Source organism: Corallococcus exercitus (assembly GCF_003611585.1).
In the GTDB taxonomy this organism is placed as follows: Bacteria; Myxococcota; Myxococcia; order Myxococcales; family Myxococcaceae; genus Corallococcus; species Corallococcus exercitus.
Map to the genome: position 1 here is coordinate 1 of NZ_RAVW01000282.1, position 12,519 is coordinate 12,519.

Annotated in this window: 12 protein-coding genes and 1 pseudogene; 8 read left to right on the forward strand and 5 right to left on the reverse strand. The window is 71.2% G+C overall.

What is annotated here, in order from left to right; translation table 11 throughout:
- Window positions 1-212: pseudogene (locus D7W79_RS43875) on the forward strand (Kelch repeat-containing protein); the annotation flags it as partial.
- 51 nt (window positions 213-263) lie between these two features.
- Here D7W79_RS43875 and D7W79_RS28485 read toward each other — a convergent pair.
- Window positions 264-1,169, reverse strand: coding sequence for a helix-hairpin-helix domain-containing protein (locus D7W79_RS28485; RefSeq protein WP_120528537.1), 906 nt, complete (start codon window positions 1,167-1,169; stop codon window positions 264-266).
- A gap of 170 nt (window positions 1,170-1,339) precedes the next feature.
- On the opposite strand from D7W79_RS28485, the gene D7W79_RS28490 reads away from it, so the two are divergent.
- Complete coding sequence (locus tag D7W79_RS28490) at window positions 1,340-2,455, forward strand: hypothetical protein (protein ID WP_120528538.1); 1,116 nt, start codon at window positions 1,340-1,342, stop codon at window positions 2,453-2,455.
- On the opposite strand, the gene D7W79_RS28495 is transcribed toward D7W79_RS28490, so the two are convergent.
- Complete coding sequence (locus D7W79_RS28495) at window positions 2,452-2,859, reverse strand: RidA family protein (protein WP_120528539.1); 408 nt, start codon at window positions 2,857-2,859, stop codon at window positions 2,452-2,454. The two genes, D7W79_RS28490 and D7W79_RS28495, sit on opposite strands and share 4 nt — an antisense overlap.
- A gap of 121 nt (window positions 2,860-2,980) precedes the next feature.
- Here D7W79_RS28495 and D7W79_RS28500 point away from each other — a divergent pair, with 121 nt between their 5' ends.
- Together D7W79_RS28500 and D7W79_RS28505 are read left to right on the forward strand one after the other, a co-directional pair.
- Window positions 2,981-4,609 carry a peptide chain release factor 3 gene (locus D7W79_RS28500; protein WP_120528540.1) on the forward strand — a complete coding sequence of 543 codons (1,629 nt, stop codon included), beginning with the start codon at window positions 2,981-2,983 and terminating at the stop codon, window positions 4,607-4,609.
- A 49-nt stretch (window positions 4,610-4,658) separates the two neighbouring features.
- On the forward strand, window positions 4,659-6,665 hold the full coding sequence (locus tag D7W79_RS28505) for a hypothetical protein (protein ID WP_147442097.1): 2,007 nt from the start codon (window positions 4,659-4,661) through the stop codon (window positions 6,663-6,665).
- A gap of 9 nt (window positions 6,666-6,674) precedes the next feature.
- On the opposite strand, the gene D7W79_RS28510 is transcribed toward D7W79_RS28505, so the two are convergent.
- Window positions 6,675-7,217 (reverse strand): hypothetical protein, encoded by a 543-nt coding sequence (locus D7W79_RS28510; protein ID WP_171438193.1) that lies wholly within the window; start codon window positions 7,215-7,217, stop codon window positions 6,675-6,677.
- Between the two features lie 42 nt (window positions 7,218-7,259).
- Here D7W79_RS28510 and D7W79_RS28515 point away from each other — a divergent pair, with 42 nt between their 5' ends.
- The gene (locus D7W79_RS28515) at window positions 7,260-8,765 is read left to right on the forward strand and encodes a carboxypeptidase M32 (protein ID WP_120528542.1); all 1,506 of its coding nucleotides are present in this window, start codon (window positions 7,260-7,262) and stop codon (window positions 8,763-8,765) included.
- A 6-nt stretch (window positions 8,766-8,771) separates the two neighbouring features.
- On the opposite strand, the gene D7W79_RS28520 is transcribed toward D7W79_RS28515, so the two are convergent.
- Window positions 8,772-9,128, reverse strand: coding sequence for a four-helix bundle copper-binding protein (locus D7W79_RS28520; RefSeq protein WP_120528543.1), 357 nt, complete (start codon window positions 9,126-9,128; stop codon window positions 8,772-8,774).
- A gap of 192 nt (window positions 9,129-9,320) precedes the next feature.
- On the reverse strand, window positions 9,321-10,490 hold the full coding sequence (locus D7W79_RS28525; RefSeq protein WP_120528544.1) for a ribonuclease D: 1,170 nt from the start codon (window positions 10,488-10,490) through the stop codon (window positions 9,321-9,323).
- Between the two features lie 65 nt (window positions 10,491-10,555).
- Here D7W79_RS28525 and ttcA point away from each other — a divergent pair, with 65 nt between their 5' ends.
- The 3 genes from ttcA to D7W79_RS28540 form a co-directional block, all read left to right on the forward strand.
- Window positions 10,556-11,413, forward strand: coding sequence for a tRNA 2-thiocytidine(32) synthetase TtcA (gene ttcA / locus D7W79_RS28530; RefSeq protein WP_120528545.1), 858 nt, complete (start codon window positions 10,556-10,558; stop codon window positions 11,411-11,413).
- Window positions 11,392-12,216: a tellurite resistance TerB family protein gene (locus D7W79_RS28535; protein ID WP_120528546.1), complete on the forward strand. Its 825-nt coding sequence runs from the start codon at window positions 11,392-11,394 to the stop codon at window positions 12,214-12,216. The genes ttcA and D7W79_RS28535 overlap by 22 nt, the downstream gene beginning before the upstream one ends.
- Window positions 12,217-12,228: 12 nt before the next feature.
- The coding region (locus tag D7W79_RS28540) for a PhnD/SsuA/transferrin family substrate-binding protein (RefSeq protein WP_147442098.1) at window positions 12,229-12,519 on the forward strand (291 nt) is incomplete at its 3' end.

The following is a 12,519-nucleotide window of genomic DNA, read 5'->3' on the forward strand; positions in this document are numbered from 1 at the left end:
TGACGGGGGAGGGCGGCTCGGGGCTGGGCGTGCTCGACTCGGCGGAGGTGTATGACGCCGCGATGAACGCGTGGACGGTCGCGGGCATCCTGTCCACGCGCAACACGCACCACGGGCTGGCCCTGCTGCCTTCGGGCCGCGTGCTCGTCGCGGGCGGCAGCGGAAGCGGCGGCGCGCGCGCGGGCGTCGACGTGTACTCACCGGCCCCTTGAGCCTGGGCTGTCACGGGGCGGGCGCACTGCCTGCCCCGTGTCGTTCCCGCTTCAGGCCCCCGCGTGCGGCGCTTCGTGCGCCGTGTCCTCGCGGGCGTAGTACGCGAGGCATTCGTCCTCGCGCCCGCGCACCACGCGTCTGCCATTGAGCGGCCCGACGTGGGAGGTCACCACCGTGTACTGGCCTTCGACGTCGTCCTGGTCGAAGTAGATGACCACCCAGTCGTCCGTGGCGTTCTGCTGGTGCGCCAGCGCCGTGTTGGAGAACAGGGCGCGGAAGTTCCAGTCGTCCACGTGCTCGCGCATCACCGGCAGCCAGGCCTCCCCGGATGGGTTGAAGCGCTTGGGGGCGATGCGGCGCAGCTCCCCGGCCTCCGCCCTGCGCCGGTAGTCCGCGTCCACCCTCAGGAGCAGCGCCACCGAAGGCCGTGGCCCGTCCTCTCCGCCATGGGAGCGCGCCCGCTCTCGCTCCCGCCGGTTGCGCCCCAGCCGCGCCGCCAGCACCTCGCGCACCTGCTCCGCGCGTCGGGGGCCGAAGCCCTCCACCCGCTCCAGCCGCCCGTCGTGCGAGGCCAGCTCCAGCGCCTCCAGCGTCGTGATGTCCAGCTCCTCGTGGATGCGCTTCGCCAGCTCAGGGCCGATGCCGGGCACGCTGGCAAGCAGGCCCTCGGGGGACGACTCACCCTCCAGCCGCTGGAGCAGCTCCATGTGCCCGGTGCGCACCAGCTCCGCGACCGCCGCCGCGATGCTCTTGCCCACGCCGGGCAGCTCCTTCAAGCCCGACTCGCCCTTCTCCGCCAGCAGGTGCGCCACGGAGTCCGGCCAGGTCGCGATGGTGGCCGCCGCCTTGCGGTAGGCCCCCACCCGGAAGGGCATCGCGTCCTGCGTGTCCAGCAGGTCCGCCACCCGTTCCAGCGCATCCGCGATGTCGATGTTGCTCTTCCATTCGACGCCCATGGTACCTGGAAGGTAGGACCTCCCACGGAGGACGGCCACCCCCGCGAGCCGACACCGGCGCACACGGTGGCCCGCGCGGGAAAAAATTCCCCGCCCCGCAACCACGCCGTGCCCGTCGGGTTGGAAGGGACAGCAGGCAGTCACGCGAACCTTTCGACCTGGAGATGACGATGCGCTGGAACAAGACGTTGGTGGTGGGTGCGGCCCTGGTGCTCTCGACGGCGTGCGGCGGGGTGGATGATCAGGAGGCGGTGGAGTCCCTGCCGGACTTCGCGGGCACGTCGCTGGAGCTCAACACGGACGCGCCCGCGCAGGACGGCGCCGCGCTCGTGGCCCAGGACCTGATGCAGGTGGAGGCCTCGCTGGATGGCCAGGGCGCCGCGATGCTGGAGGGCGCCCGCATGCAGGTGAAGGCGCTCAACGACGCGCTCCGGCAGGCGCTGGTGCCCATCGCGGACCTGGTGAAGCAGTCCGCCAACGCGCAAGCAGGCGACGTGCTGGTGTACGGCCCCGTCGATCGCGCCAACGCCACCTTCAAGCTCGCCGTCCGCAAGGGCGCGGGCGGGCGCTACCAGTGGAAGCTGGAGGCCCGGCCGCTGAACAGCACGGACGACACCGCCTACAAGCTCGTCGCCGCGGGCGCGCTCAAGCGCGACGGTGAAGCGCACCGCGGCCGGGGCACGCTTGCCCTCTCCCTGGACAACCTGAAGGCGGTGGCCCCGTCCTTCGCGGGCCAGGGCAAGCTGATGATGTCGTTCGCCCACTTCGGGCAGGGCAGCAAGTCGCTGGCGTACCGGCTGGCGGACTTCACCCCGAACCCCGCCGCGCACGAGGCCGTCACCGGCGCCTTCGTGGGGCACAAGCTCCAGGCCACCGGCGTCACCCGCGTGCGCGTGCTCGGTCCGTACAACCTGCCCGGCACCGCGACCGCCGCGAAGGAGAAGGTGCTCTCCGCCGTGCGCCACATCCCCGGCACCGGCGGCCGCGCGGACATCCGCGCCTGGGGCGGCGACATCGCGGCGAACACCTACTACGTGGGCAGCGCCTGCTGGGACGCGCAGGAGAAGGAGCTCTTCCGCGTGCTCTTCCAGTGCTCGGACGCGAGCGGCCCGGCGTCCTGCACGGAGGTGGCCGGCAGCCGCGTGGGCACCTTCCAGGCCTGCCCCGCGGTGGAGCTGCGCGGCGACGTGGCGCCCCCCACGGGCACCGGCGACGACGCGACGCCCGAGCCCGGCAACCCCGGCGCGCCGGAGGACGTGCCCTCGGACGTCACCGCCGGGTTCTAGGCCCCCGTGCCCCAGGTGGACGCCACCACCGCGTCCGCTTCAATCTCCACCAGCATCCGCGGGTCGATGAGCGCCTTCACCTCCACCATGGAGGTGGCGGGGCGGATGGCCGCGAACACCTCGCCGTGGGCGCGGCCAATCTCCTCCCAGCGGGAGATGTCGGTGACGTACATGCGCGTGCGCACCACGTCCTCCACCCGGGCGCCCACCGCCTCCAGCGCGGAGCGGATGTTGGCGAGCGCCTGGGCGGCCTGCCGGTACGCGTCCCCTTCACCCACGAGCTGGCCGGCCACGTCCGTGGCGGTGGTACCGGAGACGGACACGAAGGGGCCCGTGCGCACCGCCCGCGAGTAGCCCACGCGGGGCTCCCAGGGGGTGCCGGTGGCGTGGAGGATGCGCTGCATGGCGTGGCTCCGATGTGGGCGGGAGGAAGGGGTGCCCCGGAGGGCCGGAGCCCGGCCGGACCTCCAGGCGCTGCTTGCGAAGCTGCAAGGAACGACCGCCCGTGATAGTTGCCCTCGGATCATGGCCAACGAGCTCGAGAGGGAGGTCGCCCGGCGACGGACCTTCGCCATCATCTCCCACCCCGACGCGGGAAAGACAACCCTGACGGAGAAGCTGCTGCTCTACGGCGGCGCCATCCACCTGGCCGGAAGCGTGAAGGCCAAGCGGGCGCGGCGGCACGCGACCAGCGACTGGATGGAGCTGGAGAAGGAGCGCGGCATCTCCGTCACGTCGTCCGTGCTCCAGTTCGTCTACCGCGACCACGCGGTCAACCTGCTGGACACCCCGGGCCACCAGGACTTCTCCGAGGACACCTACCGCACGCTGTCCGCGGCGGACGCGGCGGTGATGCTCATCGACGCGGCGAAGGGCGTCGAGCCGCAGACGAAGAAGCTCTTCAAGGTCTGCCGCATGCGCGGCATCCCCATCTTCACCTTCGTCAACAAGCTGGACCGCTACGGCCGCGAGCCGCTGGAGCTGATGAACGAGCTGGAGCAGGTGCTCGGCATCCGCTCGTACCCGATGAACTGGCCCATCGGCATGGGGCCGGAGTTCCGCGGCGTCTACGACCGGCAGGCGCGCGTGGTGCACGTGTTCTCCGCGGAGGGCTCGCACGGCGAGTCGGAAGTGGCGGAGCGCTCGGTGTCCATCGACTCGCCGGAGATCAAGTCGGTGCTCACCGACGCGGAGCTGGAGAAGCTCAACGAGGACATCGAGCTGCTCGACATCGGCGGCGACGCCTTCACGCGTGAGAAGTCCGACACGGGGCAGCTGACGCCCATGTTCTTCGGCAGCGCGATGACGAACTTCGGCGTGCGGCCCTTCCTGGACGCGTTCCTGGACCTGGCGCCCGCGCCCACGTCGCGCCCCACCACGCAGGGCCCGCGCGAGCCGACGAACCCCAAGTTCGCGGGCTTCGTCTTCAAGATTCAAGCGAACATGGACCCCGCGCACCGCGACCGCATCGCGTTCATGCGCGTGGTGTCTGGCCGCTACGTCAAGGGCATGAACGCGTTCCACTCGCGGCTGGGCAAGGAGGTGCGGCTCGCGAAGCCCAGCCAGTTCATGGCCGCGGAGCGCACGTCCATCGAGGACGCATGGCCGGGGGACGTCATCGGCCTGTTCGACCCGGGGCAGTACCGCATCGGCGACTCGCTGGCGGAGGGCAACCAGGAAGTGCTCTTCGAGGGCGTGCCGCGCTTCAGCCCGGAGTTCTTCGCGGTGGTGCGCTCGAAGGATCCGCTGCGCCGCAAGCAGATGGAGAAGGGGCTGGAGCAGCTGTCCGAAGAGGGCACGGTGCAGATCTTCCAGCAGCTCTCCATGGGCATGAAGGACCCCATCGTCGGCGTGGTGGGCGCGCTCCAGTTCGAGGTGCTCCAGTACCGCCTGGAGCACGAGTACGGCGCGAAGATCGCCCTGGACCGGCTGCCCTTCAGCCACGCCCGCTGGGTGGTGGGGCAGAACTTCGACCCGAAGTCGTTCGACTGGGAAGGCAACCGCCAGACGGTGCAGGACCGCGACGGGCTGCCCCTGGTGCTCTTCCGCGATGACTGGGCGCTCCAGCACGCCGAGGAGAAGCACCCGGAGCTGAAGTTCCTGTCGGAGGCCCCGCTGCTGCGGCAGGCGGTCTCCAGCGCCACGGGCAGCTAGCCTCATCAGGACCCGGCCGGGGGGCCCGAGATTGTTTCCAGGAGCAGGGATGACCGAGTCAGCAGGAGGCAGCGCTCCTTCGCCGAGAGGGCGGAGGCTGCCTGGGGGGAGTCTCGCGGGAATCGCGTTCATCGCGGCGCTCGCGCTCTGGCCGTTGTTCAAGTACCAGGCGGGCCCTCCCGCGGAGCTGCGGCTGCGCTACGAAAAGGTGTCGTGGCCGCAGACGGGCGCCGTCACCTTCCAGCGTGAAGGCCACGGGCTCCAGTCGCTGGCGCTCAAGGCGGAGGCCCTGGCCCAGGTCCTGGGGGACGGGGTCCCGGAGGGGATGCAGGAGGTGCGCATCCCGCTGCCCCGCCGGTCCGTGACCGCGGAGGTGACGCTGTCGGACATGTCCGAGCGCCGCGTGTCCCAGGTGACGTGGGTGGGCACGCGGGCGCCGCTGCTCTTCGGGCAGCCCCCGCCGCTCGTGTTCGAGCAGCGCACCGGCGAGGACGGCGTCGCGACCATCACCGTCCCCGCGCTGCGGCCGGGCTTCTGGGCGCCGGACGTCGCGGACCCGGTCATGGTGCTGGGGACCTGGCTGGTGCTCTGGCTCCTGCTGGAGGCGCGCTTCGGGACGGGGAGGGCGGCCGCGTTCGCGCGGAGCCGCGCGGGCTGGGCGAAGTACGCGCTGCCGCTCGCGCTGGCGTGGGGCTTCCTGTGGGCGCTCTACTTCCCGGGGCTCGTGGGGTTTGATCCGCTGCTGCAGTGGGACCAGGTGCTCAAGCGCGAGTTCCTCAACTGGCACCCGCCGTTCCATACGTGGTGGCTGTGGCTCGTCGCGGGACCGTTCGACTCCATGGCGGCCGTGAGCGGCCTCCAGGTGCTGCTGTTCGCCGCGCTCGTGGGCAAGGTGCTGGAGGAGCTGGGGCACTGGAAGGCGCCGGGCTGGGCCCGGTGGGCCGTGGTGGCGTGGGCCGCGCTGTCCCCGGCGCTGGGCACCAACGTCATCGCCGTGTGGAAGGACGCGCCCTTCACGCTGATGTGCCTGTGGGTGGTGCTCATCCTCCTGCGCGCGGAGCGCACCGGCGTCTTCACGGTGAAGGCCGCCGCGCAGCTGGGCCTGTGCATCGCGTGCATCAGCCTGCTGCGCCACAACGGCCCGCTGCTGGCGTTTCCGCTGCTGGTGAGCGCGCTGTGGCGCTACCGGCGCCAGGGGCAGCGGCAGCTCGGCACGCTGGCCATCCTGGGCGTGGGCCTGACGCTGCTGGTGCGCGGGCCGGTGTACATCGCGGCGGGGGTGAAGCCGTCGCCGCCGCTGCTCACGCAGGTGCTGAGCGTCCACCGGTTGGGCACCGCGTCCCTGTACGCGGAGTCCCTGCCCCCGGAAGACGTGCGCACGCTCACGTCCCTGATGCCGCTGGAGGACTGGCACCGGCTCTATGACTGCGAGGCCGTGGGGCGCCTCATCTGGCCGGGCTCCCCGCTGTTCGAGCACCCGGAGCGCCTGGAGGGCCGCGCGCTGGAGATGGCGGGCGTGGTGGGGCGCTTCGCGAAGAGCCACCCGGGCGCCGTCTTCGACCAGTGGGTGTGCGTCACCCGCTACCTGTGGGCGCTGGACTCGAAGCTCTACATCGGCCCGTTCGAACCGAACGGCAGCGCGGTGGACCGGAACGTCTTCGGCTGGAAGACGCGCTCCTGGTTCCCCACGCTGAACTGGGAATACACCCAGATGCTGCTGAAGGCCTCCATCGGCGAGCGCTGGCAGCGCGTCTCCATGTGGCAGCCCGCGCCGTCGCTGTACCTGCTGCTCGCGGCGCTGGGCGTGGTGCTGTGGCGGCAGCGCGGAATCGGCGTGCTGCTGGCCATGCAGTGCGCGCTCACCAACACCGCCGCGTGGCTGGTGCTGTCGCCCAACCCGGACCTGCGCTTCCAGTTCCCGGCGATGCTGTTCGCCCCGCTGGCGCTGGCCCTGACGCTGGCGCCCAGGCTGGTGCGCACCCAGGCCCGTGCGGAAGCCGGGCCCCAGGCGACGGTGGACGTGGCGGCGGCGCGGACCCAGGACACCGCCGCCTGAAGCACTCCGCTACTTGTGCGGCACCACGGTGCCGCCGCGGAAGGCGGAGTCGCGCAGCACCAGGCCTTCCTTGAAGAGGCGCGCGGCGCGGTTGCCGACGAAGAAGTCCTTGGGGTCGCCCCGGCGGAAGGTCTTCTTCACGAACTCCTCCACCTCCAGGTACAGGCGGCGGAACTTGTCCGGGGCCGCGTCGCGGCGGCCCGTCTGGGACGTCACCTCCAGCTCCACCCACATCTTCCCGCTGAGCAGCTCGCCCTCTTCGTTGCGGCGCGAGCGCTCGATGAAGATGACGGGCGAGCGCACCTCGTCGATGCGCCAGAAGCCCTTGTCCGGGCCGCGCTTCACCTTGTCCACCATGGCGGGGCCAATCTCGCTGGCCACCAGGTAGAGGTCCTCCTCCGGCAGGCGCGGGATGTTGTCCGGGGTGGCCCGGAAGGGCACCCAGTCCGGGGGCACGCGCCGGGGGTAGACCTCCAGCACGTGACGCTCCAGGTGACGGAAGAAGGCGACCTCGTCGTCGGGTGCCATGAAGAATTGGAGGATGTTGGCCATCGCGGCGTCCTCATATCCTGGAAGCGCGCTAGAAACACAGCCATGGACTCCTGGCTGCGCTCGCGGATGCACGAGCTGAACGACCTGAACAGCGTCATCAACCTGGCTTCCTGGGACCGGGAAGTCTACCTGCCCGCCCGCGCCGCCTCCGCCCGCGCCCAGCAGCTGGCCACCGTCCAGGCCATCCACCACGAGCGCCTGGTGGACCCCCGCCTGGGCGAGGCGCTGGCCCGCGCGGGGGAGGGCGGCCCGGACTTCGCGGCACTCACGCCCGACGAGCGCGCCATGGTGCGCGTCCTCACCCGCGAGCGCGACCGCGCGGTGCGGCTGCCCGCCCGGCTGGTGACCGCGCTGGCGGAGGCGCAGGGGGAGGGCCTCCAGGCGTGGCGCGAGGCGCGCACGACGAAGCGCTTCGCCCGCTTCCAGCCCGCGCTGGAGGCGCTGCTCGCGCTGCGGCGTGAGCAGGCGGACGCGCAGGGCCACGACGGCGAGCGCTACGACGCGCTGCTGGAGGGCTTCGAGCCCGGCATGCGCGTGAAGCGCCTGACGCCGGTGCTCACCGCGCTGCGCGACTCGCTCATCCCCATGGTGGCCGCGCTGGGCGAGCAGAAGCGCCCCTTCCCCGCGTTCCTCTCCGGCCGCGTCTACGACACCGGCAAGCAGTGGCAATTCACGATGCGCCTCTTGAAGGCCGTGGGCTTCGACCTGGAGGCGGGCCGCCAGGACGTCAGCATCCACCCCTTCACCAACAGCGTGCACGCGCAGGACGTGCGCCTCACCACGCGCCTGGACGCGGCGTGGCCGCCCGCCGCGCTCTTCGGCACGCTCCACGAGGCGGGCCACGGCCTGTACGAACAGGGCTTCTCCCCGGAGCACCACCGCACGCCGCTGGCGTCGGTGCCCTCCATGGGGCTGCACGAGTCCCAGTCCCGCCTCTGGGAGAACCTGGTGGGCCGGGGCCGCGCCTTCTGGGTGCACCACTTCCCCGCGCTGAAGGAGGCCTTCCCGGAGGCGCTCGCGGACGTGGAGCTGGATGGCTTCCACGCGGGCATCAACCACGTGGTGCCGTCGCTCATCCGCGTGGAGGCGGACGAGGTGACGTACAACCTGCACATCGCCCTGCGCTACGAGCTGGAGCTGGCGATGCTGCGCGACGAATTGCCCGTGTCGGAGCTGCCGGCCGCGTGGAACGAGCGCATGCGGCGCTACCTGGGCATCACGCCCCCGGACGACACGCAGGGCGTGCTCCAGGACATCCACTGGGCCTGGGGAGAGCTGGGCTACTTCCCCACGTACTCACTGGGCAACCTCTACGCGGCCTCGCTGTACGCCGCCGCGAACCGGGCGCTGCCGTCGCTGGAGGCGGACCTCACCCGGGGCGACACGTCGTCGCTCCTGGGGTGGCTGCGCGCGAACCTGCACATGCACGGCTTCCGGCTGCCCGCGGAGGAGCGCGTGCGCGCCATCACCGGCGAGGGGCTCACGGACCGGGACTTCCTGGCGTACCTGCGCGCGAAGTACGGCGCGCTGTACGGCGTGAAGCTCTAACGGGCTTCAGGCCGCGAACACCAGCGGGCGGCACGCGCGCGCCAGGTGCAGCGCATCCCGCGCGAGCGCGTGCGAGGCCGGGTCCTGCGCCTCCAGCCACGCGGCGCGGGCCACCTGGCTGCCCAGTTCGAAGCACAGGCTGGCGGTGCGGCGCGACAGCCGGCTCTCCTTCTGGAGCGCGCGCACGTTGAGCTCGCACAGCTCCGCGCACTGGCGCAGCAGGCGCACCGCGTCGTCGTCCGCCGCGACGCCCTGGGCCGTCAGGCGCGCCATGCCCGCCTCGCAGGCCGTCTGGCACTGCAGGCTCGCGGCAATGCACCGGGAGACCTCTGTCCGCGCCCCGCCTGTCCTGGCTCCCAGCATGACCACGCCCTCCCTTTGTGCGGCGTCAAAGGTACGCACGCACGCGGTTCTCGCAACCGGCACCGGAGCCGCAGATGGCGCTTGAACACCTGCGTTCCAGGGTCATGGACAGCGAGCCGGCAAGGGATGCACAAGGCCCGCGCACGATTCAGCCGAATCGTACCCCAGTTGCCTCTTCGTCGCGGGCGAACGTCAGCTTCCCAGCACCGGAAAGGGCTTGAGCAGGGTGACCAGCTTGTCACCGTACAACTTGATCCGCTTTTCCCCGAAGTAGGGCAGCTGCAAGAGCTCCTCCACGTTCGCGGGAGGCTTCGACGCCAGCGCGTCCATGAGCGGATTGGTGAGCACCACGCTGGGCGTCACTTTGCGCAGCGTGGCCTGCTCGACGCGGAACGCCTTGAGCGCGTCCTCGCGCTTGCGCCGGTGGGGGTCGCGCGGACCCTTGGGCTCGCGGTCCAGGTCCAGCTCGCCCCGGGTGGCCTTCTGCTGCTGTTCGCGGATGAGGGCGAGGATGGCGTCGCCGTGCGCGCGCACCACCGCGCCCCGCACGCCGGCCGCGCGCGCCAGGTCCTTGTGCGTGTCCGGCTGCTTCAGGGCCAGGTCGGTGATGGCCATGTTGGACAGCATGCGGCCCATGGGCACGTTGTCCTTCTCCGCCCACTCCAGCCGCAGCTTGTGCAGCCCCTGCGCGATGGCGTGCGCCAGCGCGTACTGCACCGGGGACAGGCCGCTCTTGGACAGCTTGGGCTTGTACTCGGCGCCCGTCTCCGGCCGGGCCTCGGCCTCCGCGCACATGCGCTCGCAGTCCAGCAGCACCTCCTCCAGGATGTCCGCCTCGCGGCACGCACCGCGCACCTGGCGGCCCAGCTCGCAGAGGTAGCGCACGTCGTTGGCGATGTAGTCCCGCATGCCCGGGGGCAGGGGACGCAGCGAGAAGTCGGACTGCTGGTGCTCCTTCGGCAGCTCCACGCCCAGCCGTTCACGGGCCAGGTCCGCCAGGCCCACCTTGGGCCACCCCAGGAGCGTCACGGCGCGGTGCGTGTCGAAGAGGCCGCGCACGCGCACGCCCGCTTCGGCGAGGAACTGCAGGTCGCCCTGGGCGGCGTGGAAGTACTTCGTGCGCCCGGGGTCCTCCATCACGGGGGAGAGCAGGCGCGGATCCACGCCCGGCTGGAGCGTGTCGAAGAGGAAGATGTCCGTGTCGGTGCCCAGCTGGAGGAAGCACAGGCGGGCCCGGAAGGCGTGCATGGCGTCCGCCTCCAGGTCCACCGCCAGCTCCGGCGAGGCCTCCAGCACCCGCGTGGCGGCCTCCTCGCCCGCGCGGTCCACTACATCCACGGCTCCCTGAGGAAAGGTCGGCATCGCGGGGAGCAGGCTAGCGGACCGGCCCGCCCCTTTGACGTGTTTTTTCCCGAACCGCCGCTAGGATGGCCCCGCCGATGAACGACGCCCAACGTCTTGAAAAGAGCCTGCTTGGCCACATGGGCCGGGCCATCGCGGACTTCCGCCTCATCGAGGCCGGGGACCGCATCATGGTGGGCGTGTCGGGAGGCAAGGACTCCTACACGATGCTCCACCTGCTGCGGGAGCTGCAGCGGCGAGCCCCCGTGAAGTTCGACTTGCTGGCGGTGAACCTGGACCAGGGCCACCCTGGCTTCCCGGGCCACGTCCTGGAGGGCTACTTCCAGCGCGAGGGCTACGCCTACAAGATGCTGAAGGAGGACACCTACAGCATCGTCCTGGAGAAGACCCCGCCCGGGAAGACGCAGTGCTCGGTGTGCTCGCGGCTGCGCCGGGGCATCCTCTACAACGCCGCCGTGCACCTGGGCTGCAACAAGATCGCCCTGGGCCACCACCGCGACGACCTCATCCACACGATGCTCCTGAACATGTTCTTTGCCGGGAGCCTCAAGGCGATGCCGCCGCTGCTCAAGAGCGACGACGGCCGCAACGTGGTCATCCGGCCGCTGTGCTACGCGCCAGAGAAGGAGATCATCCAGTTCGCGGAAGCAAAGCAGTTCCCCATCATCCCCTGTGACCTGTGCGGGTCGCAGGAGAACCTGCAGCGCAAGCGGATGCAGAAGCTGGTGGAGGATTTGGGCAAGGAGATCCCCAACGTCCGCCAGAGCCTGCTCAACGCGATGTCGAACGTGCGCCCCACGCACCTCTTGGACAAGACGCTGAACCCGGACCCGCTGAACGCGACGGAAGACGGGCCCGCGGTCACCCCCCCCACCACCGACACGCAAGGGAGCGCCAGTCCATGGCTCGAGAGCAGGCAGTAAAGGCGCGCAAGGAGCGCAACGCGGCGCTGGTGGAAGCCATGCTGCTGGCCGCCATGGCGGACGGCAGCGTGTCCCAGCGCGAGATGCAGACGCTGCTGGCCCGCGTGCTGGAGCGCCCGGAGTTCGAGGGCACGCAGTCCGGCGAGCTGAACCTGCTGGTGGAGTCCAGCGCGGTGCGGCTGTCGGAGGCGCGCAACCTGGAGGAGGTGCTGGCCTCGCTGCGCCGGCGGCTGCCGGACCACAAGAACCGGATGCTGGCCTTTGGCCTGGCGGCGGCGGTGGCGCTGGCGGACCAGCGGGCCACGCGGTCGGAGCTGGGGCTGCTCAAGACGTTCCAGGCGGCGCTGGGCATCTCCGAGGACGAGGTCGCGCAGATCATCGACGTCATCGAGCAGGGGGGCAGCCTGTCGGAGGCGCTGGGCGAGCCCCTGGAGCGGCTGTTCGCGGAGGTGATGGTGCTGGTGCTGGCGGCGGACGGCCAGCTCAAGGAGGCGGAGGCGCGCGCGATGGTGGAGAGCTTCGCGGCGGATCCGCTCTTCCAGAACGTGAGCCCGGAGCGCGCGCAGGGCTTCGTGAGCGAGTCGGTGGCGGCGCTGGCGTCGGACGGGCTGCCCCAGCGGCTGCACGTGCTGGCGCACGGGCTGGCCACGCACTCACAGCGGGTGAAGGCGTACCAGCTGGCCACCAAGATCGCCCACGCGTCCGGGCGGACGAGCACCGCGGAGCAGCGCATCCTGGATCTGCTCCAGGCCACGTTCGGTCTGGCTGACGATGAAGTGGCGCGGTTGGACCAGCAGGGGTAAGCAGGGAGTCGTATGACCCCGCACGTCCCCTCCGGTCCGCGGCACTCCTTCCGTTTCGGCCTGCCGCCGTCGCTGGGCAGTGAGACGGCGCGCGAGCGTGCGGAACGGCTCGCGTCCTTCCTGCAACGCGCGCTGGGCAAGCTGGTGGAGGTGAATGTCGCCACCAGCTACGAGACCCTGGCCAAGGACCTGCTGTCCGGGCGCGCGGACGCGGCCTGGGCGCCGCCCTTCGTGTGCGCGCGCATGGAGGCCATGGGCGTGCGGGTGCTGGCGCGCGGGGTGCGCCGGGGCATGTCCAGCTAC